20 protein-coding genes are annotated in these 19,865 nt (G+C 60.0%); 9 read left to right on the plus strand and 11 right to left on the minus strand.

Annotated features, from left to right (window positions below; translation table 11 throughout):
* Positions 1–171: 171 nt before the first annotated feature.
* The 5 genes from holA to GZH79_RS08305 form a co-directional block, all read right to left on the minus strand.
* On the minus strand, positions 172–1,194 hold the full coding sequence (holA, locus tag GZH79_RS08285) for a DNA polymerase III subunit delta (RefSeq protein WP_211643312.1): 1,023 nt from the start codon (positions 1,192–1,194) through the stop codon (positions 172–174).
* Positions 1,191–1,673 (minus strand): hypothetical protein, encoded by a 483-nt coding sequence (locus GZH79_RS08290; RefSeq protein ID WP_211643313.1) that lies wholly within the window; start codon positions 1,671–1,673, stop codon positions 1,191–1,193. Before GZH79_RS08290 ends, holA begins: the two co-directional genes overlap by 4 nt.
* Positions 1,663–4,224 carry a leucine--tRNA ligase gene (gene leuS / locus GZH79_RS08295; protein ID WP_211643314.1) on the minus strand — a complete coding sequence of 854 codons (2,562 nt, stop codon included), beginning with the start codon at positions 4,222–4,224 and terminating at the stop codon, positions 1,663–1,665. Before leuS ends, GZH79_RS08290 begins: the two co-directional genes overlap by 11 nt.
* Positions 4,225–4,293: 69 nt before the next feature.
* Positions 4,294–4,698 (minus strand): DUF3576 domain-containing protein, encoded by a 405-nt coding sequence (locus GZH79_RS08300; protein WP_349291176.1) that lies wholly within the window; start codon positions 4,696–4,698, stop codon positions 4,294–4,296.
* 150 nt (positions 4,699–4,848) lie between these two features.
* Complete coding sequence (locus tag GZH79_RS08305) at positions 4,849–6,141, minus strand: porin (protein WP_211643315.1); 1,293 nt, start codon at positions 6,139–6,141, stop codon at positions 4,849–4,851.
* Between the two features lie 231 nt (positions 6,142–6,372).
* On the opposite strand from GZH79_RS08305, the gene GZH79_RS08310 reads away from it, so the two are divergent.
* Both GZH79_RS08310 and GZH79_RS08315 read left to right on the plus strand, forming a co-directional pair.
* On the plus strand, positions 6,373–7,029 hold the full coding sequence (locus tag GZH79_RS08310) for a YggS family pyridoxal phosphate-dependent enzyme (RefSeq protein ID WP_211643316.1): 657 nt from the start codon (positions 6,373–6,375) through the stop codon (positions 7,027–7,029).
* Positions 7,026–7,673 (plus strand): pseudouridine synthase, encoded by a 648-nt coding sequence (locus tag GZH79_RS08315; protein WP_211643317.1) that lies wholly within the window; start codon positions 7,026–7,028, stop codon positions 7,671–7,673. The genes GZH79_RS08310 and GZH79_RS08315 overlap by 4 nt, the downstream gene beginning before the upstream one ends.
* 62 nt (positions 7,674–7,735) lie before the next feature.
* Here the strand turns inward: GZH79_RS08315 and GZH79_RS08320 are convergent, their stop codons facing one another.
* Entirely contained in the window at positions 7,736–9,175 is a 1,440-nt protein-coding gene (locus GZH79_RS08320) for an aldehyde dehydrogenase family protein (RefSeq protein ID WP_211643318.1), read from the minus strand.
* A gap of 123 nt (positions 9,176–9,298) precedes the next feature.
* Here GZH79_RS08320 and GZH79_RS08325 point away from each other — a divergent pair, with 123 nt between their 5' ends.
* On the plus strand, positions 9,299–9,955 hold the full coding sequence (locus GZH79_RS08325; protein WP_211643319.1) for a peroxiredoxin: 657 nt from the start codon (positions 9,299–9,301) through the stop codon (positions 9,953–9,955).
* A 2-nt stretch (positions 9,956–9,957) separates the two neighbouring features.
* Entirely contained in the window at positions 9,958–11,115 is a 1,158-nt protein-coding gene (locus tag GZH79_RS08330; RefSeq protein ID WP_211643320.1) for a nitrogen fixation protein FixF, read from the plus strand.
* Here the strand turns inward: GZH79_RS08330 and GZH79_RS08335 are convergent.
* From GZH79_RS08335 to pncA, 4 genes are all read right to left on the minus strand, one after another.
* Positions 11,103–11,666 (minus strand): L,D-transpeptidase, encoded by a 564-nt coding sequence (locus tag GZH79_RS08335; RefSeq protein WP_211643321.1) that lies wholly within the window; start codon positions 11,664–11,666, stop codon positions 11,103–11,105. The genes GZH79_RS08330 and GZH79_RS08335 overlap by 13 nt on opposite strands.
* 126 nt (positions 11,667–11,792) lie before the next feature.
* The gene (locus tag GZH79_RS08340; RefSeq protein ID WP_211643494.1) at positions 11,793–12,626 is read right to left on the minus strand and encodes an NAD(P)-dependent oxidoreductase; all 834 of its coding nucleotides are present in this window, start codon (positions 12,624–12,626) and stop codon (positions 11,793–11,795) included.
* A 13-nt stretch (positions 12,627–12,639) separates the two neighbouring features.
* Positions 12,640–13,830: an FAD-binding oxidoreductase gene (locus tag GZH79_RS08345; protein WP_211643322.1), complete on the minus strand. Its 1,191-nt coding sequence runs from the start codon at positions 13,828–13,830 to the stop codon at positions 12,640–12,642.
* Positions 13,827–14,423, minus strand: coding sequence for a bifunctional nicotinamidase/pyrazinamidase (pncA, locus tag GZH79_RS08350; protein ID WP_211643323.1), 597 nt, complete (start codon positions 14,421–14,423; stop codon positions 13,827–13,829). The genes GZH79_RS08345 and pncA overlap by 4 nt, the downstream gene beginning before the upstream one ends.
* Before the next feature lie 150 nt (positions 14,424–14,573).
* Here pncA and GZH79_RS08355 point away from each other — a divergent pair, with 150 nt between their 5' ends.
* From GZH79_RS08355 to pncB, 5 genes are all read left to right on the plus strand, one after another.
* The gene (locus tag GZH79_RS08355) at positions 14,574–15,797 is read left to right on the plus strand and encodes an Hsp70 family protein (protein WP_211643324.1); all 1,224 of its coding nucleotides are present in this window, start codon (positions 14,574–14,576) and stop codon (positions 15,795–15,797) included.
* 10 nt (positions 15,798–15,807) lie between these two features.
* Positions 15,808–16,713 carry a rhodanese-related sulfurtransferase gene (locus GZH79_RS08360; protein ID WP_211643325.1) on the plus strand — a complete coding sequence of 302 codons (906 nt, stop codon included), beginning with the start codon at positions 15,808–15,810 and terminating at the stop codon, positions 16,711–16,713.
* 1 nt (position 16,714) lies between these two features.
* Positions 16,715–17,758 carry an AbrB family transcriptional regulator gene (locus GZH79_RS08365; protein ID WP_211643326.1) on the plus strand — a complete coding sequence of 348 codons (1,044 nt, stop codon included), beginning with the start codon at positions 16,715–16,717 and terminating at the stop codon, positions 17,756–17,758.
* A 64-nt stretch (positions 17,759–17,822) separates the two neighbouring features.
* Complete coding sequence (locus tag GZH79_RS08370) at positions 17,823–18,275, plus strand: TerB family tellurite resistance protein (RefSeq protein ID WP_211643327.1); 453 nt, start codon at positions 17,823–17,825, stop codon at positions 18,273–18,275.
* A gap of 76 nt (positions 18,276–18,351) precedes the next feature.
* Positions 18,352–19,644, plus strand: coding sequence for a nicotinate phosphoribosyltransferase (gene pncB, locus GZH79_RS08375; protein WP_211643328.1), 1,293 nt, complete (start codon positions 18,352–18,354; stop codon positions 19,642–19,644).
* 56 nt (positions 19,645–19,700) lie between these two features.
* Here the strand turns inward: pncB and GZH79_RS08380 are convergent, their stop codons facing one another.
* On the minus strand, positions 19,701–19,838 hold the full coding sequence (locus GZH79_RS08380) for a hypothetical protein (RefSeq protein ID WP_211643329.1): 138 nt from the start codon (positions 19,836–19,838) through the stop codon (positions 19,701–19,703).
* Positions 19,839–19,865 lie beyond the last annotated feature (27 nt).

A 19,865-nucleotide genomic window follows, 5' to 3' on the forward strand; every position in this document is an offset into this window, starting at 1 on the left:
GCTATTCATTTTAAAAGGCTGGCCTTCGGGTCAGCCTTTTTTCGTTTCTGCACATTTCATTACTTAGGGATGGCACATCATCTCGCTCTGACAAGCCGTTATAATGCTCCTCAGGCCGCAGACTTGCTTATGCTGGATTTGCGATGTCAGGACACCGGTTGACTGCGCGGTCTAGCGCCGCGCCATCATGGCCAACCGGATCAGCGTCCGTTCCATCAGCGCGGATTGTGGTGCCTGACTGGACGACCGCATCGTCAGGTCCGTGTCGGTTAACGTTGTCAGCGCCCGTTCCAGACGATCCTTACCCCATGAACTTGCCTGACGCATGATCTTATCCCTGCGGGGGCCAAACACGGGTGGACGCAATCGACCAATCCCCTGCCCTGCCCCGCCGGGATCAGACGCGACCGTGTGCAGACGGCGAAAATGGCGCATGGCCCCGATGCACAACGTCGTTGGCGCCACACCCTGCGCGTAAAGATCACGCAGAACAGTGCCCAGACGTTCGGTTTCGCCCGCGCTGACCACATCCAGAATGTCATCGACATCAACGTCAGACGCCTGCGGCGCGCAAAGGTGCAATTCCTGCACGGTCAGTGGCGACGCATCACCCCGTTTGTACAATCCCAGCTTTTCGATGGTCTGGCGAAAATCACCCGGCGTCAGGCTATGACCCAGCACGGTTACCGCATCCATCACATCGCGGGACGCACCGGTGATATCGGCCTGTGCCAGCATTGCCTCGATTTCATCGCGGCCGGGCGGATCGTCGTACAGGCCGATTCCAACGGCATTTCGATGCCCTTCGAAAGCCTTGCGCAGCGCGGACTTTGCCGTCAACTGACCGGCTGTAGCCACGATCTGGGCGTCACCCTCTCGCCAGTCTTCCAATGCTGCCGACAGCAACGGCGCCAGCCCATCTGTCGCGTCCTCGACATGAACAACGCGGTGTCCAGGGAAAAACCCTTGCGCTTTTACGGCATCGTCCAGTGCGGCGGCGTCCTTGCGCAGGTCGCTGGCGGCTAAACGTGTCAGGCGCATCTCTGCTTCGCCTTGGGGGCCGACAAGCGCCTGTACGATCTGGGTGCGCGCCGTCGCGACCCGCACGGGATCGGCACCGAAGATCAGGATGCCCGCCCGCGTCGGGTCCGGCTTGCGGATAAACCCGGCGGCATCACGGCCAGCCATCTTCATGCGGGCAAATCGAGCAGATACAACTGCGCCACGATCCGATCCGCCAGCAGAACCATCAGGCGGCCATTCGCATCGGTTGCGGCTGTCTGTGTGGCGACAGTCGATCCGGTTGCGGCATAGCTGGTGAACGCGTCCACCTGACCACCGCCAAGTCGGCCGCCATCCGGCCCCGACAATAACCAGCCCGCCGCACCGTTCAGGTTATAGCGCAGCGTATCCCCAGCAGGTGACAATGCCGCAGCTTCCAGTGCCTGATCCAGACTGACGGTCAGGCGGTAGGGACCAGCGGGTGCGCCCAACCGCTGCTCCAGTCGTGTCCGCACGGCGAAACCCAGTATCGTGCGTGGGGCATCCACCGTGACACGGCCGTACAGCGCGCCACCAGCCGCGTCAGGGGTCAGGGCGGGCCTAAACCCACAAGCCCCCAGCGCCAGCAAGGACAGCAGCGATACGCGGCGCGTGATGGGGTCAGATGACAATGTTTACGATCCTGCCCGGGACAACGATAATCTTCTTTGGGCTGGCACCATCCAACATGCGCTGCACGGCGTCCTGCTGCAGCGCCAGTGCCTCGATATCGGCCTTGGCCGCATCAGCGGCAACGGTGATTTCCGCTTTGCGCTTGCCGTTGACCTGAATCGGCAGCGTGACGTGGGCATCGACGAGCATCGCTTCATCGACCTGCGGCCAGGGTGCATCGACCACAAGGCCGGAACCGCCCAGCACCGTCCACATTTCTTCTGCAAGATGCGGCGTCATGGGGGCCATCAACTGCGCCAGCGTGCGGGCGGCCGTGCGCTTTGCTTCTGTTCCGGCCGTCGATTTCGTCAGGGCGTTGGTAAAGGCATAAAGTTTTGCAATCGCCGCGTTGAAACCGAAACTGTCGATCCCGCCCGTCACATCGCGGATGGCTCGGTGCATTTCTTTCAACAGCGCGTCATCCGCGTCAGACGCCGGTTCGTCGGACGTCGCAATGTCCGACACGATGCGCCAGACACGGGACAAATGTTTGTGCGCGGCGTCAGCCCCGGCGGCGGTCCATTCGACATCGCGTTCGGGCGGGCTGTCGGACAGCACGAACCAGCGGGCGGTATCGGCGCCGTATTGTGCCACGATCCGGGTTGGATCGACGACGTTGTTTTTCGACTTTGACATCTTGGCAGAGGGGATCACCGTCACCTCTGTTCCAGCATCCTTTAGAAATGCCTGACCATCCCGCAATTCGACCTCTTCCGGGTAGTGATACACCGGGCGTCCATCCCGCGGGTTCTTTGTCGTATAGATTGCATGTGTCACCATCCCTTGCGTGAACAAGGCATCGAAAGGTTCACGCGCCGTTTCGGGCAGGTGCCCTGTCGCGTGCATGGCGCGGGCGAAAAAGCGTGAATACAGCAGGTGGAGGATCGCGTGTTCGATGCCCCCGATATACTGGTCCACATTCATCCAATAGGCGGCATCGGCGGCGCTGGTCGGCGTGTCGGCATTTGGGGCGGTGAAACGCGCAAAATACCATGACGAATCGACGAACGTATCCATCGTGTCCGTTTCACGTCGGGCGGCAGCGCCGCAGGACGGGCAGGCGCAGTCGCGCCATGTCGGATGACGATCCAGCGGGTTGCCGGGCACATCGAACGTCACGTCGTAGGGCAAGGTGATCGGCAGGTTTTCTTTCTTTTCGGGCACGACGCCGCAGGCGTCGCAATGCACCACGGGAATCGGGCAACCCCAGTATCGTTGACGGCTAAGCCCCCAGTCGCGCAGACGGAATTTCGTCACACCGTGGCCGACGCCATTTGCTTCGCAAAATGCGATGGCGGCATCTACGGCCTGTTCACCGGTCTGCCATTCATCGCCAGAGAAACCTTTGCAGTAGAACACCTTTTCCGATTTCATCGGCACATAGGCTTCGGTCAGGGTCGGGTCGGTGTTTTCGTCTGGCAAGAACGTCGCCGTGATCGGCAGGTCGTATTTGGTCGCATATTCGAAATCGCGTTGATCATGGGCGGGGCAACCAAAGATTGCGCCGGTGCCGTAATCCATCAAGATAAAGTTGGCGATATAGACAGGCAGTTCCCACGCGGTATCGAATGGATGCCGGACGCGCAGCCCGGTATCGAATCCACGCTTTTCGGCCTTTTCCAACGCCTCTTCGGTGGTGCCGCCCTTGCGAACATCCGCACAAAATGCGGCGACAGCGGGGTCGTTGGCTTCCAGTTGCTTTGCCAGCGGATGATCCGGAGAGATCCCAACAAAAGATGCACCCAGCAATGTGTCAGGACGAGTCGTATAGACTTCTACCCGGTCGTGTCCGGACGGGCCGTCGATCAGACCAAACGAAAACTGCAAACCACGGGATTTGCCGATCCAGTTCGCCTGCATCAACTTGACCTTGGCCGGCCAGTTGTCCAGTCCGTCCAGCGCGTCCAGCAGGTCTTCGGACTGGTCGGAAATCTTGAAGAACCATTGCGTGAGCTCACGCCGCTCGACCTCTGCGCCGGATCGCCAGCCCTTGCCATCCTCGACCTGCTCGTTGGCCAGGACGGTCATATCGACAGGGTCCCAATTCACGACTGCGTTCTTGCGGTAAACCAGACCCTGATCCAGAAAATCCAGAAACAGCGCCTGTTGCTGACCGTAGTAAGCGGGATCGCAGGTGGCGAATTCCCGGCTCCAGTCCAGGGACCAGCCCAGCGGTTTCATCTGGGATTTCATTTCAGCGATGTTGTTATACGTGTAATCCGACGGATGCCCGCCGGTCGCCATCGCGGCATTTTCCGCTGGCATGCCAAAGGCGTCCCACCCCATCGGATGCAGGACATTGTGCCCGGTCGACATCTTATAGCGCGCAACCACGTCGCCCATCGTATAGTTACGCACGTGACCGATATGCAGACGCCCCGACGGGTAGGGGAACATTTCCAGCACGTAGTATTTGGGTTTGGATTCATCGCGTTGCGATACGAACGTGCCCGCATCCGACCAGGCAGCTTGCCATTTCGGTTCGATTTCGGACGGTGAATAGGTCGACATCGGTATCAGACTTTCCAGAAACAAAAGGCCGGACAATCGTCCGGCGGCATGGTGGGCCGCAAATAAAGCCTATTGCGACAGATCGGCAATGCGAAGCTGGCGCGCACGCGTGAAAATTGCATCTTCAAGCGCCAGACGCGGTTCGCGCACGGATTGGCCGGACCGGTCGCGCACATCCAGATTCAAGGACCGCGCGTCAAGACGACTGCCGCTGACCGTGGCGACGACGCGGTACGCCTGCGCAGCCCCGGGTGCCTGCCCATAATCATAGATCAGACGGCCCGTCACGGGATCTGCCGTTTGCAACGGCAGAAACTCCAGAACATCCTGACTGGCGTTATACAGATATGGGTTTGGCCCCGTGGCAATAGGGACCGGCTGACCCCCGCCAAAGTTCAGAAAACCGCACCCGGTCAGCGACAGGAACAACAGCGTCAGGACGGTCGCGCGTCCCGCATGGATGGCGTGCGTCACTGAAATACCCTGCCCCACAATTCACATCTGCCGAATATGTAACGAAGCAGCGTTCTTGTCACAAGCCCGATGCCCCACCAGACGGGTCGCATCATAGCAAAGGGGGCGGCCCTTGCGGACCGCCCCCCGTATTTCAACCGTTTGGATGAGTTAGAACGTGAAGGACACACCGACAGTCACACCGTCGTTGACTTCGTAGGCGTTACCCACTTCGTCCAGCGCGCTGTCATAGTCGTCGCCAACCGCACCGTAGGATGCGACCAGAGCTGCACCGCTGCCCAGGTCATAGGCTGCTGCGATGTATGCTTCGTAATCGTCTGCGTCGTCGTTACCTTCGACGTAGCCAGCGAACATCTGCAGGCCGTTGCCAAGGTCATAGGAACCTTCGACGCCGATTTCTTCGTCGAAGCCGCCGTGGTAGTAGGCTGCAGCAGCGATCGGGCCGTTAGCATATGCAACGCCGACACCGTAGTTGTCGTCGGTGGCGGATTCAGCCGAGTAGAACACCGTAGCGGTGACCGGGCCGAAGGGGTAGTCAACCTGAACGCCCAGCGAGTTTTCTTCGGACGTCATGTTGCGGGCATATGCCAGCTTGATGTCAGCGCCAGCATAGGACGTGCCAGCATACAGACCCAGCAGTTCGTCGACGGTACCGTCGTTCTGACCGCCTTCACCAGCGGAGATGATTCCATCGTTGTCGTCATCTGCGCCTTCGTTGAAGTCGACCAGACCGCGGTCGATTTCTTCCTGGTAGGCCATGCCGACAATGAACCCACCAAGGGTTGCTTCCGCACCCAGCGACAGACCGTCAAGGCTGTCCAGCTCGACATCGGTGTCGACCAGATCGTTTTCGCCGTCAACCAGCAGGAACGACACGGACGATTTGAAGATCGCGTTTTCGAAATCGCCGCGGATCACACCGTCGACGAAATCGCCGTCTTCTGCGCCATCATCGACATCGTCGACTTCCAGAAAGCCGTCCTGTTCCATGTTCGTGGTGCCGGACCAACGCGATGCAGCGGCGGTTTCGGTGTCACCAACGTACAGGCCTGCGCCCTGACCTTCGACGAAGATCACGAAGTCGGAAGCGTTCACAGCGATATCGTCGAACATGCCGCCACCGGTCAGCTCGGACGACTCAGCGTCGCCAAAGCCCAGATCGACATCCAGCGTGATACCGGCTGTCAGGCCCATGTTCATGCCAGCGGAAGAAGTGATCGAAAGGCCGCCGTCGAAGTAGAAGCCGTTTTCGACTTCTTCATTGTAGCCGAACTCGCCGTCAGCACCGACAACAACGCCGGAAGCCGTGGGCGGGTCCATCATGACGGTGTCGCTGGGCATGATGTCGCCATCAGCCATTGGTGCGCCCGTCGTGTGTGCCTCAGCGAAGGCAGCGCCAGCAAAGGCAACCAGCGCGGTCGATGTAAGAAGGATGCTTTTCATGGATAATTCCCTCGTGTTTGCATTCCCGAATATGCCAGTTGTCCGGCATTGAGTGCGTATTTGCTCTTGTTACGGCTTCCACTCAAGGAAATTGCCCCCGCGAGGCAGGGGTGAAGAGCAAATGATGCACGAGAGACACACAATAGCGACATCGCCCCACCATGACACCGCCGCGCATTTGACCTATTTCAGTCCTGAAGACAGACCGTCCGAAAAACCAAAGGAATCCAGATGTCACTTTCTGTTATCAAGGATCGCATCGCAAAAGCTGCGATCAAAGCAGGCAGGCAGCCAGATGACATCAAACTGATCGCGGTATCAAAGGTGCAGCCCCCGGACCGTGTCGTCCACGTGCTGGAACAAGGCCATCGGTGTTTCGGTGAAAACAAGGTGCAGGAAGCCGACGGGAAATGGCCGGAATTCGGCAAGTCCTACAGCGATCTGGACCTGCACCTGATCGGTCCACTGCAAAGCAACAAGGCGCGCGCGGCAATGGGTCTGTTCGATGCCATCCACACACTGGATCGACCGAAGCTTGCCACCGCTATCGCACGTCTGGCGCAGGAAACAGGGATCTGCCCCGACCTGTTCATCCAAGTGAATACAGGGGAAGAAGATCAGAAATCCGGTGTGTTACCAGCCGACGCCGATGCTTTCATCGCCACCGCGCGCAATCTTGACCTTCCGGTCAAAGGCCTGATGTGCATCCCACCCGTCGACGAAGAACCGTCGCTTCATTTCGCGCTGCTGGCAAAGATTGCGGCCCGCAATGGATTGCCCGGCCTGTCGATGGGCATGAGCGACGATTTCGAACGCGCCATCGCGTTGGGCGCGACCCATGTGCGCGTTGGCTCTGCGATCTTTGGCGCCCGCGTGCCACCGGCATGACCGATACCTACGCCCCCCCGCAAGACCCGCTTGTTGTCCTGCACCACGATCATCAGGTTGTTCTGGTGGACAAGCCCGCAGGTCTATTGTCCGTCCCAGGCAAAGGCGAACACCTGTCGGACTGCCTGATCCGCAGGGTTCAGAATGTTTTTCCGACGGCTTTGCTTGTGCATCGGTTGGACCGCGACACATCCGGCGTCATGATCTTTGCCCTGACGCCCCACGCCCAGCGCCATCTGGGGTTACAGTTCGAAAAACGTCAGACCCGCAAAACCTATGTCGCGCGGGTATCGGGGCAGGTTCAGGACGCCAAAGGCACGGTCGATCTGCCGCTTTGCGTGGATTGGCCAAATCGTCCCCGCCAGATGGTCGACCACGAAAACGGCCGCGCTGCGGTGACCGACTGGCGCAGGCTGAAACGCGGTGAAACCGAAACGCGGATGCGATTGATGCCGAAAACAGGCCGTTCGCATCAGCTACGCGTGCATATGCTGGCCATCGGACACCCGATTCTGGGCGATCCTTTTTATGCCACGGGGGCCGCGCTGGATCACCCCCGGATGATGCTGCACAGCGAGTCGCTGATGTTCCGTCACCCCGATGGCGGTCTGCCGACAAAGATTGCCGCCAAACCACCGTTCTAGGCGCCCCGGTTTCACACGCACACCGATACGCGTCAGGATTTTCGCAAAAATTTCCTTCTGCGTCAGTCGTTTGACCAGCCGCTGATCGCCTTGACCTCTAGGAACTCCTCGATTCCCCAGACGCCGCCTTCACGGGCCCGACCCGACATCTTCATGCCCCCGAACGGGCTGCCGGCCGCGCGTGACGTGCCGTTCATTTCCACCATGCCGGATTTCAGCGCCAGCGCCATCCGATTACGCCGCGCGCCGTCTTCTGTCTGGACATAGTTGGTCAGACCATAGGCCGTGTCGTTCGCGATCCGTACCGCGTCAGCCTCATCCTTGAACGGAATGATCGACAGCACGGGACCAAAGATTTCCTGCTGCGCGATGTCCATATCGTTGCTGACATCGGCAAAGACTGTGGGGCGCACGTAATACCCACGGTTCACACCTTCGGGCAGACCGGGACCGCCTGCGACCAGCCGCGCGCCTTCTGCAATGCCACGCTCGATCATCGCCTGAATTTTGTCCCACTGCGATTTATTCACGACCGGGCCGATATGCCGCCCGTCCTGCGTCGTCGGCCCCACAGTGATTCCCTGCGCGATCTCTGCCGCCTCTGCGACGGTCTGATCATAGATCGATTCTTCGACAAGCATCCGGGTCGGCGCGTTGCAGGACTGACCGGAATTCTGCATGCAATGCAGCACCCCCTGTTTCACAGCTTTCGGTCCGGCATCGGCAAAGATCACATTTGCGCCCTTGCCACCCAGTTCCAGCGTCACCCGTTTCAACGTGTCTGCCGCCGCTTTTGAAATGGCGATCCCGGCGCGGGTCGATCCGGTAAAGCTGATCATGGACACATCGGGATGGGTCGACAATTGAGTGCCGACCCCGGCACCATCACCGTTCACAAGATTGAACACACCAGCAGGCAACCCCGCGTCATGGACGAATTCCGCGAACAGAATCGACGACAATGGCGCTTCCTCACTCGGTTTCAGCACGACGGTGCAGCCGGCCAGCAATGCGGGAATAACCTTGAGCGTGACCTGATTCATTGGCCAGTTCCACGGCGTGATCAGACCCACAACACCGATGGGTTCCATTGCGATCCGATCATTCGGTGCATGGTCGCCCAACGGTTTGATCCAGTCGATCTGGTCTACAGCATCCAGAAAGTTTGACAGATGCCACGCCAAGCTTGGTGCCTGACTTTCGCGGGCCAGTTTGATCGGCGCCCCCATTTCGGCACGGATCGCTTCTGCCATCTCGTCTTTGCGTTTGCGATATTGCTCCAGAATGGCCGCACAATAAGCGGCGCGCTTTTCAGGCGACAGCGCGGCCCACGCCGGAAAGGCAGCCGTTGCCGCAAAAACAGCCGCATCCGTATCGCGTTGACCACCCAACGAGATGACGGCGCATGGTTCTTCGGTCGCAGGATCGATTACTTCCAGGTCGCGGGGTTCGGCAGGGCCCATCCAGCGGCCATCGATGTAGAATTCACGCTTGTCCAGCATGGTAAGCTCCTCTTGGGGTTTGCCTGACACTGGCACCGCCAATCATAGCCCGCAAGCGTTGGAAACCGCCGCACAGATGTCTATGTGATGGGACAAGACGTTCCACACACAAGGAGTCATAAGATGTCACTGCGTATCAACGACACAATCCCGGACCTGACGGTCGAAACCGATCAAGGCACGATGACGCTGCACGAATTCGTGGGCGACGATTGGGCTGTGCTGTTTTCCCACCCCAAGGATTTCACGCCGGTCTGCACCACGGAATTTGGCGCTGTCGCGCAGCTTGCCGACGAATGGAAAAAACGCGGCACCAAGGTGCTGGGCATCAGCGTCGACGGTGTCGAAGACCACAAGAAATGGAAGCGCGATATCGAAACCGCAAGCGGCGCGAATCCCGGCTTCCCCATCGTTGCGGATGAGGATATGGCCCTGTCCAAAGCGTTCGACATGCTGCCCGCAGAGGCCTATCTGCCCGATGGCCGCACCCCCAATGATACCGCGACCGTGCGCGCCGTGTTCATCGTCGGTCCCGACAAGAAGCTGAAGCTGTCGATGACCTACCCGATGAACGTGGGCCGCAACTTTGCCGAAGTGCTGCGCGCGCTGGACGGATTGCAGACCGCAGCAGGACATGGTGTTGCCACACCGGCCAACTGGAACGTCGGTGACGATGTGATCATTCCGGCAACCGTGTCCGACGAAGACGCAAAAGCAAAATTCGGCGACTTCACCACAGTGCTGCCCTACCTGCGGAAAACTTCGCTCAAGGGCGATTAAGCGTGACGCGACACTGGCTGAAACTGGATACCGGTGTCGTGAAACACTTCGACAGGGCCCTTGGGGCCCTGTCGGACAGCGTAAATACCTCGCCCTTGGAATCCTTGCGCGAAATTGCTTCACGGCAAGGTTGGTCCGGTGTGCTATCGTCGGTTGGGTTGGCGCTGCGCAATCCCGCACATGCTCATGTTGCTGGCAACTTGGATCGCAAACGGATCAGGCTGCCCCGCATTTTCGGCAATGCTGTCATAGGTGGCCTTTATGGCTGGCTGAAAGCCGTCGAAGCACGCTTGCTCGAACAGCGTCTGACCCTGCGCCTGACAGACGATGCGGATCGGGCTGCGCTGATCTACAATGGATCACTCTATCCCGAATCGGTGCTTGCGCATGTCGCACAACGGCTGGACCGTGATTGCCTGTTCATCGAAGCCGGTTTCTTTCCCGGCACACTTCAGATCGACCCGCTGGGCCTGAATGCTGCAAACACGGTGCCGCGCGATCCATGCTTCTATCTGGACACAGCGGAAGATTTTGCCGCCGAAGGGTTGCCCGACGTCCTGCACCGTCGCCCAACAAAGACAAAGGGTGCCGATCCCGTTCCCCTGCCGCAACACTATGTTTTTGTAGCATTTCAGGTGCCGTCAGACATGCAGATTACCCTGCATTCGCCGTGGATCAGGGATATGCATCAGTTCCATGCCGAAATCCGCGCCGCAGCAGATCGCCACCCTGATCTGACGTTCGTTATCAAGGAACATCCTAGTTTTCCGCTGTCGGTCCAGCCGGACGTGGACCCGCATCCGCGCGTAATCTTTGCCAATGCCAATGTGACGCGCGACCTGATCGAAGGCGCGCAGGCCGTCATCACATTGAATTCGACCGTTGGGCTGGAATCACTGCTGCTGGATCGCAGCGTCATCATTCTGGCGGATGCCTGTTATGATATTGATGGGCTGGTGCTGCGTGCACGTGACCGCGCCGGATTAGATGCCGCGCTGAATCAACTCAATCACTGGTCACCGGACAAGCGCCTGAGAAAACAATTGCTGGGATGGCTTTGGAACAGGTATCTGGTGAAAGCGCGCTATGACGATCTGCCGTCCGATCTGGCCGAAAAGCTGGACCAGCAGCTAACGCTGCGCACGCTTCAGAACAGATAGACCCGCGTGCCGACTGGCACCAAATCATACAATTCCGCCACGTGATCGTTGCGAAGCCGCACGCAGCCCGACGAAAATGCCTTGCCAATGCTATCGGGCATGGGGGTGCCGTGGATGCGGTAGAATGTGTCGCCATCACGGTTGTGCAGATACAGCGCACGGGCGCCCAGCGCGTTCTGCGGATGACCACCCGGCAGACCCGCGGCAAAGGGGCCATAGACCTGCGGTTCCTTGCGGATCATGCCCGGTGTCGGTCGCCAACTGGGCCAGACCGCCTTGCGTTCGATTGTCAGAACGCCGGTATAGTTGCGGCCTTCAGCCCCGACAGCGATTCCATAACGACGGGCCCGACCGTTACCCAAGGTCCAGAACAGGTAAAACTGGTCTTTGACGACATGGATTTCACCCGCCGGCAGATCGGGATTCACGTCCACGGTCTGCGGCATGAATTTGCGCGGCAGCTTTGGATAAGACACGACCGTGTTCGCAAGCGCTGGTGCCGCCAAAGGCAGCAACGCGGTGGCGGCAATGAAGCGGCGGCGGGTCAGCATAGCAAGATACCTGTGATCAAATTCCGATTCTTGGACAATGCCGACCTGACCGCAAAACTGTGGCTAATTCGTGTCCAATCGCGATCAAGCTGCTGTGATATCCAGACCCAGCGCGCCGACCCAAAGCTACGGTTTTGGGCTGCGCGCCTTGATCATCTCGACACCGGACTCTCCCAGTGGGACCACAGCGAACGGCCCCCCGTGGCACATGTCTTCTGGATTCTGGGGGTCCATCGGATCGGCTTTTGGCAGTATGGCACCTGCATAGTCTTCGCCGTTGTCTTGCGGTCGGTAGCCAAGGAAAGACGCGCGCGCATTGCTGACCGGGGCGCGGTCGTTGTTCGACACACCCCAGACGATCGTGAACCCTGTGGTGGGCGACGTGATTGCAGATCGCACCATGCGTGTCAGATCGTCATAGGACAGCCACGATCCGACCGCACGGGCATTTGCCGGTTCAGGCTGGCATGAATAGATCCGCATACAGACCGATTCCACGCCGCGTTTGTCCCAATACAGGCTGGCAAGGTCTTCTGCGAAGCATTTGGACAGGCCGTAATAGGTATCGGGCCGGTGACGTTCCAAACCGTCCAGACAATCGGACTTTGCGTGCATTCCGACTGCATGGATCGAAGATGCATAGACGACGCGCCGCACCCCCTGACGGTAAGCCGCTTCCCAGATGGTATAGGCGCCTACGATGTTGGAATGCAGGATCTGATCCCAAGGAGCTTCGTCACCGATCGCGCCGAAATGCACGACCATGTCCGCACCCTGCAACAACGGTTCGACCTGATCCAGCTGGCCCAGATCGGCCTTTGTATAGGTTTCGTTCGGCAAAATGCCGGTCAGGGTGTCGGCGATATCTGTGGTGACAAGCGTTTCGCACATCTCTGCCAGCGGCTTGCGCAGCACGCTGCCCAGATTTCCGGCGGCCCCGGTCAGGACGATTTTTTTCAACATGGTCTGTTCCTTAGATGATCGCTTTTTCGACGATTGGTGCATTGGCCGTGATCCGGTCATAGCTCAACGGTGACAGGTCCAGCGTCCGGTATGCGCCGTGCACGATCCGTTCCGCCAGCCCGCGCCCGATGGCGGGGGATTGTTGCAGCCCGTGACCAGAAAACCCGTTGGCCAAGACAAAATTGGCAACCTGCGGATGCGGCCCCAGCACCGCATTTTGATCAAGCAGGTTGTAGTCGTAGTGACCAACCCAGCTGTTGACCACCTTGACCTTTTCAAACGCAGGCACGCGATTTGCGATGGCGGGCCATACCTTGTTTTCCCACAGGCTGTGATCGAACCCGAAATCATCATGGTCGACGGCAGGGTCGTCGTCCGGTGGGCACCCTGCAAGGTAATATGCGCCGTCCTGCCGCACGTGCACACCTGACGGGTCGATGGTCAGCGGCAGGTCGCGGTCCAGCGGTGTCTCTGCCTTGAACACGAAAGAGTATCGTTTTCGCGGTTCCACCGGCAGGGCTATCCCGGCCATCTGCGCAATCTGCGCGCCGCGCGTGCCCGCGCAATTTACGCACCAGTCGCAGCCCACCTTGCCACCATCCATCAGGTGCACGGCCGTGATCCTGTCACCTGTGCGATCCAGTCCCACAACGGTATCGGTGACATAGGTAACGCCCTTTTGCCGCGCACCGCGTTTCCACCAGTCGAACAGGGTGCCGCCGTCGAAATAGCCCTCGTCCACGGTGTTGTGGTTGCCGGCAATGATGTCGTCCAGTTGGTAAAATGGATAGGCTTGCGCAATGTCATCCGGCATCATGTGGCGGGTCGCAGCCCCAAATGACACCTGCATCTGTTGCGCCTGCAATAACGCATCGGCAAAGGCCGGCGTATCCGCAAGATACATGTAACCAAAGCTGTGCAACGCCAGATGCGGAACGTCGTCGCCCAATCCCATCTGCGCGCGAAAATCCTTGATGTAGGCCGCACCGAACTGGCTGATGCGCACATTCAACGGGTCAGAAAACTGCTGACGGATGCACGAATTTGTCAACGATGTTCCGGCCCGCGCATAGGTCGGGTCACGTTCCACCACCAGCACGCGCCCGTCAAAGTCTGGATCAGTCGCCAGAAACCAGGCAATGGCGAACCCATAAATCGCGCCACCGACGATCACCACGTCGTAATGCGCAGCGCGTGTCATACGGCAACCTTTGCGCCCGCATCGGCCATGGATTTCAGTGCGGCATCGCGCGATCCGTTCACATCAATGGCCGCCGATAGATCCGTCCGCACGGTCACGTCATACCCCAACCGGGCCGCATCAACGGCAGAGTAATTGACGCAGAAATCCAGCGCGAGGCCCACCAGCGTCAGCCGCGTGATACCGCGCGATTTCAGATAGCCGTCCAGCCCCGTGGGCGTCGCATGGTCATTTTCAAAAAACGCCGAATAGCTGTCGATAGCCGGGTTGTAACCCTTGCGAATAATCAGGTCGCCATCGGTCCGCAGGCCGGGGTGGAACGCTGCACCGTCGCTGCCCTGAATGCAGTGATCAGGCCATAATACCTGCGGACCATATGGCATGGTGATCAGATCCATCGGCGCACGATCGGGGTGACTGGATGCAAACGATGAATGCCCCGCAGGGTGCCAGTCCTGCGTCAGAATCACCGCTGTAAAATCGTCCATCAACGCGTTGATTGGTGCAACCAGCGCCGATCCGCCCTCGACGGCAAGCGCGCCGCCTTCGCAAAAATCGTTCTGCATGTCGATCACGATCAGGGCTTCTGACATGGTCGTCTCCTTGTTGCTAACGCAAGGGTTAGGCACGGGCCAAAGGGCCGTCAATCTTTGTCCCGCAGCTTCCTGACTTGAATCAAAGCCAGAGCTTGCCAGTAGACCGCCTTTCGCCTATTTCGCGCGTCCTCATAGCAGGAGCGTTCCATGCCGACACTTGGCATCGACTTTGGCACATCGAACACCGCCGCCGCCCTGATGGCGGGGGACCGCGTCTATCGTATCCCGGTGGAAACCGACCGGACCACGCTGCCGACCACGGTGTTTTTCGACATGAACGCGCACCGGATGTTGACCGGGTCCGCTGCCAACGCCGCCCTGATCGCCGGGCGCGAAGGGCGTTTCATGCGCGCGCTGAAATCGGTGCTTGGCACGCCGTTGATGCGCGAAACCCGGCAGATCGGCTATGTCCGGATGACGCTGCTGGGTGTTGTTGCCGATTTCCTGCGCCACGTCCGGATCGCGGCAGAAGAAGCCACCCGCCTGACCATCGACAGCGCCCTGTCGGGTCGCCCCGTGAGGTTTCATCCCGATCCCGACCGTCACGACCGCGCGCTGGCCGACCTGACAGAAGCATATCGCATGGCAGGTTTCACGACCGTCAACTTCTTGCCCGAACCCGAAGCGGCCGCCTTGACCGCCGCACCGCTGGCCACTGGTGAACTGGGCCTTGTCGTCGATATCGGCGGCGGCACGTCAGATTTCACGTTGTTTCGCCAAGGGTCCGACGGCCCCGAGATCATGCAAAGCCATGGCGTACGGATCGGTGGAACCGATTTTGACCGCCTGTTGTCGCTGGCCCATGTGATGCCGCTGCTGGGCCGCGGCGGCGAGGTGCGCGATACCTTTGGGTCCGGCACATCGACAGCCCCCAACGCCGTGTTCAACGATCTGGCAACATGGGAAAAGATCGCTTTCCTGTATTCCCCCGACACGCGGCGACTGGTGGCCGATCTGGCACGGCAGGGCGCGGACCAGACCGCATTCGCCCGCCTGCAAGAGGTGATCGATATGGAACTGGGCCACGACATCGCCTTTGCCGTCGAGGCAGGCAAGATCGCGGCCAACGATACCGACCGTGCCCACATCGATCTTTCCCCACTGGAAAAAGGGCTGGCCGTGCCGCTGGATGCGCAGGCGCTTGGCGCCACGCTGTCGGACCCTGTGGCCGATGTCGTGCAGGCCGCGCGGGACGCGCTGGGTGACACCGATCCCGACCAGATCGCAGCGCTGATCTTTGTCGGCGGCTCATCCCTGATGATGACGCTGTCACAGGCGCTGGCGCGCGCCTTTCCAAAGGCGCGACTGGAACAGGGGTCGGCCTTTACCGCCGTGTCCGACGGTCTGGCGCGCGCGGCGGCAAAGGCGTAAGTCTGACCCTATGTTCACTGTCGCCGCCCTTTATCACTTTACCCGCTTTTCCGACCCCGCCGCGCTGCGCAGTCCCCTGCTGGATGCCTGCCGGACGCATGGCATCAGCGGCACATTGCTGCTGGCAGGCGAAGGCATCAATGGCACCATCGCCGGTCCGCGTGCTGGGATTGACGCCGTGCTGGCCCACATCCGCGCCCTGCCCGGTTGCGCGGATCTGACACACAAGGAAAGTACCGCCAGCACGCAGCCATTCAACCGGATGAAGGTCCGTCTGAAGCGCGAGATCGTGACGATGGGTCAGCCGAACGTGAACCCTGCCGAAGGGACCGGCACATATATCTCCCCCGCCGACTGGAACGATCTGATCCGATCCGATGACGTGGCCGTCATCGACACCCGCAACGACTATGAGGTGGCGATCGGCACCTTTGACGGCGCCATCGACCCGCAGACCCGCAGCTTTGGCGAATTTCCTGCCTGGTGGGAAGCAAACAAACACCGCTTCCATAACAAGCGGATCGCGATGTTCTGCACCGGTGGCATCCGCTGCGAGAAATCAACGAACTACCTGCGCCAACAGGGCGTCGAAGACGTTTACCACCTGCAAGGTGGCATCCTGAAATACCTTGAAGAGGTTCCGCAGGACGACAGCACATGGCAGGGGTCTTGTTTTGTGTTCGACGGGCGCGTCAGCGTCGGCCACGGCCTGACCGAAGGCCCGCACGTGCTGTGCCATGCCTGCCGTCGTCCGCTGCTGCCCGAAGACACGCAGCATCCCGCTTTCGAAGAAGGCGTCGCCTGTCATCACTGCGTCAACGACACCACTGACGCCGACAAGGACCGTTTCCGCGAACGCCAGCGACAAATCGCACTGGCCCGCGCGCGTGGCGAACGCCACATCGGCAGTCTTTAGCATGGTCCGTCGTCATCAGGACACGGGACTGGCGCTGGCAATCGGGATCGTATCGGGTTTTATCGGCTGGGCGATCCAGATGCCGTTGCCCTGGATGCTGGGACCGATGATCGGGACAACCCTTGCCGCCCTTGTCGGCCTGCCGGTACGCGGCCCCGGCAAGTTGCGGCCCTATGTCGTTCCCGTCATCGGCGTACTGCTGGGCAGCGCCATCACGCCCGATCTGTTCGACCGCTTGGGAACATGGACGCTGACGATCCTGCTGTTGCCGCTGTTTCTGGCCCTCGCGGCAGCGGTGTCTTTCGTCATTTATCGCCGCTTGGGCAGATATGACCCTGTTACCGCGTTCTATTCTGCCATGCCCGGCGGTCTGAACGAAATGCTGATCCTTGGCGAAGCGGCAGGTGGCGACGCGCGCAAGATCGCGCTGGCCCATGCCGCACGTATCCTGATCGTGGTCACGCTGGTGGTCATCTATTTCGGCTATGTGCTGGACGTGAAATCCGGCGCCGACGGCAACGGTGTTGTCCCGCTTGACATGATCACGCCGAAAAACGGGATCATCTTGCTGGCCTGCGCTGTCATCGGGGTCTTTGCCGGTAAACGGTTGCGCCTGCCCGCTGCCACGATCTTTGGCCCGATGATCCTGTCGGGCTGGGTCCACCTGATGGGCTGGGTCGAAATCGCACCGCCCACGCTATTGGTCATTATTGCGCAGATCGTCATTGGCACAGTCATCGGCGCGCGGTTCGTCGGATCGACGCCCCGCCAGATCGCGCGCGACCTTGGCGTCGCGGCTGTCGCTTCTGGCGCGATGCTGGTGGTCGCGCTGGGGTGTGCGGAACTGATCGCCTACAGTCAGGGCATCCCCCTGAGCCAAGCGTTTTTGGCCTATTCGCCCGGTGGCCTGACGGAAATGTCGTTGCTGACACTCGCACTGGGGCAGGACATCGCATACGTGTCCGTCATGCATATTGTCCGTATCGCGCTTGTCATCGCTGTCGCGCCCGCAACATCCCGTCTGATCCTGCGGCGCATGTCCTAGCCACCGTTTGCATGGTTTGCCCAATCGCGTAAGAGGGGCGAATCACCCCCAGCCCGAGGTTTCCATGCTCGAACGTCTGCTGTCCCTGTTTCACACCGACAAGGCGGTCACGCCACTGCCACAGGCAGACGAACGCCACGCGCTGGGTGCCTTGCTGGTGCGCGCGGCCAAGATCGACCGCGCCTATCTTTTCGAGGAAGTGGAAGAAATCGACCACGTGCTGGCCCGCCTGTACGGCCTGAACGCGGTTGAAGCCGCAAAAATGCGCGCCCGCTGTGAAAAGCTGGAAGCAGCAATGCCCGACACCAAGGCACTGGCAGAGGTGCTGCACCAGCATATCGCAGACGACCATCTAGAAGACGCGGTGCGTGCGCTGTGGTCCGTGGTGTTTTCCGACGGCTTCGAAGAAGCAGAGCAGGACGACCTGCTGCACCAGATCGAAGCGATCCTTGGCGTCGCCCCGGGACGGGCCAAGGAACTGCACGACGAAGAAATGGCGAAATCGGGCCTGTTCTGAATAATCAGCGCGCCCGCACCAGCCCTTGCCAGCCCTATGCGCAGTTGGTCTAACGGCCCAAACGCCGGAGGACCCCATGGTCGATATCGCTACCCGTGTCTGGAACCACAAATGGAAGATCGACCCGATCGTCCGGTCCCTGATCGACACCGATTTCTACAAGCTGCTGATGTGCCAGTCGGTGTTCCGCAACCATCCAACGACGCAGGTGACGTTCAGCCTGATCAACCGCACTAAATCCATCCGGCTGGCCGATCTGGTCGATGAAGGCGAACTGCGCGAACAACTGGACCACATCCGGTCGCTGTCGCTGTCGCGTGGCGAATCCACTTGGATGCGCGGCAACACGTTCTATGGCAAGCGCGCGATGTTCACGCCTGAATTCATGGACTGGTTCGAAGCCCTGCGTCTGCCGCCCTATCATCTGGAAAAACGCAATGGACAGTATGAGCTGACATTCGAAGGCAACTGGCCAGAGGTGATGCTGTGGGAAATTCCCGCACTCGCCGTGTTGATGGAATTGCGGGGCCGCGCGGTGCTTGGCGACATGGGCCGGTTCGAGCTTCAGGTGCTATACGCCCGCGCCATGACAAAGACATGGGAAAAGATCGAACGCCTGCGCCGGATCGACGGTCTGCGGATCGCTGATTTTGGCACCCGGCGGCGGCACAGCTTTTTGTGGCAGGACTGGTGCGTGCAGGCGATGCAAGAAGGGCTGGGTGCGGCCTTTACCGGCACATCGAACTGCATGATCGCCAAAAACCGCGACATGGAAGCGATCGGCACCAACGCCCACGAATTGCCGATGGTCTATGCCGCCTTGGCCGACGGCGACGCGGCACTGGCGCAATCGCCCTATGACGTGCTGCGCGACTGGCAGGCGGAACACGACGGCAACCTGCGGATCATCCTGCCCGACACTTTTGGCACACCGGGGTTTCTGGACCGCGCGCCCGACTGGCTGGCGGGCTGGACCGGCATCCGCGTCGATTCAGGCGATCCCGCGACAGGGGCCGAAACCGCGATCCGGTGGTGGCAGGACCGTGGCGAAGACCCACGCGACAAGCTGGTGATCTTTTCCGACGGGCTGACGGTGGACAAGATCGAATCCCTGTCTTCCCAATTCGCGGGCCGCGTCCGCATCAGTTTCGGCTGGGGCACGATGCTGACCAATGATTTCATCGGCCTGACCCCCGACAACGGGTTGGCACCGTTTTCACTGGTCTGCAAAGCCGTCTCGGCCGAAGGCCGCCCGACGGTAAAGCTGTCCGACAACCCCAACAAGGCGATGGGACCGGAAGAAGAGATCACACGGTACAAACGGGTATTCGGGGTGGGGGCACAGGACCGGGCGGAGGTCGTGGTTTGAACTTTTTGGCGCTTTCCATCCCGACTTGAGGCATCATTTTTGAAATGTCTGGGCGATTACTCGCCCTGCCCTTCGATTACATCACCCACGGGGCCGTCGGTTGTTTCCTGAACAGCCTCTCCTCCCAGCAGCATGAAAGCGACGAGGGCGACAAAGCCGAGGGGGATCAGGGCGTAGATATAGCGGTTGCGCATAATAAGTCTCCTTTTGGGTTCAACACG

Origin of the sequence: Loktanella sp. SALINAS62, assembly GCF_018263905.1 — a bacterium.
GTDB lineage: Bacteria > Pseudomonadota > Alphaproteobacteria > Rhodobacterales > Rhodobacteraceae > Loktanella.

Excerpts from the sequence above, each read along its gene's own strand:
- GZH79_RS08310 (WP_211643316.1), top strand. The coding sequence starts at position 6,373 with ATGTCACTTTCTGTTATCAAGGATCGCATCGCAAAAGCTGCGATCAAA.
- pncA (WP_211643323.1), bottom strand. The coding sequence starts at position 14,423 with ATGTCAGAAGCCCTGATCGTGATCGACATGCAGAACGATTTTTGCGAA.
- GZH79_RS08335 (WP_211643321.1), bottom strand. The coding sequence starts at position 11,666 with ATGCTGACCCGCCGCCGCTTCATTGCCGCCACCGCGTTGCTGCCTTTG.
- GZH79_RS08305 (WP_211643315.1), bottom strand. The coding sequence starts at position 6,141 with ATGAAAAGCATCCTTCTTACATCGACCGCGCTGGTTGCCTTTGCTGGC.
- holA (WP_211643312.1), bottom strand. The coding sequence starts at position 1,194 with ATGAAGATGGCTGGCCGTGATGCCGCCGGGTTTATCCGCAAGCCGGAC.
- GZH79_RS08355 (WP_211643324.1), top strand. The coding sequence starts at position 14,574 with ATGCCGACACTTGGCATCGACTTTGGCACATCGAACACCGCCGCCGCC.
- pncB (WP_211643328.1), top strand. The coding sequence starts at position 18,352 with ATGGTCGATATCGCTACCCGTGTCTGGAACCACAAATGGAAGATCGAC.
- GZH79_RS08320 (WP_211643318.1), bottom strand. The coding sequence starts at position 9,175 with ATGCTGGACAAGCGTGAATTCTACATCGATGGCCGCTGGATGGGCCCT.
- GZH79_RS08365 (WP_211643326.1), top strand. The coding sequence starts at position 16,715 with ATGGTCCGTCGTCATCAGGACACGGGACTGGCGCTGGCAATCGGGATC.
- GZH79_RS08380 (WP_211643329.1), bottom strand. The coding sequence starts at position 19,838 with ATGCGCAACCGCTATATCTACGCCCTGATCCCCCTCGGCTTTGTCGCC.
- GZH79_RS08345 (WP_211643322.1), bottom strand. The coding sequence starts at position 13,830 with ATGACACGCGCTGCGCATTACGACGTGGTGATCGTCGGTGGCGCGATT.
- GZH79_RS08360 (WP_211643325.1), top strand. The coding sequence starts at position 15,808 with ATGTTCACTGTCGCCGCCCTTTATCACTTTACCCGCTTTTCCGACCCC.
- GZH79_RS08325 (WP_211643319.1), top strand. The coding sequence starts at position 9,299 with ATGTCACTGCGTATCAACGACACAATCCCGGACCTGACGGTCGAAACC.
- GZH79_RS08315 (WP_211643317.1), top strand. The coding sequence starts at position 7,026 with ATGACCGATACCTACGCCCCCCCGCAAGACCCGCTTGTTGTCCTGCAC.
- leuS (WP_211643314.1), bottom strand. The coding sequence starts at position 4,224 with ATGTCGACCTATTCACCGTCCGAAATCGAACCGAAATGGCAAGCTGCC.
- GZH79_RS08370 (WP_211643327.1), top strand. The coding sequence starts at position 17,823 with ATGCTCGAACGTCTGCTGTCCCTGTTTCACACCGACAAGGCGGTCACG.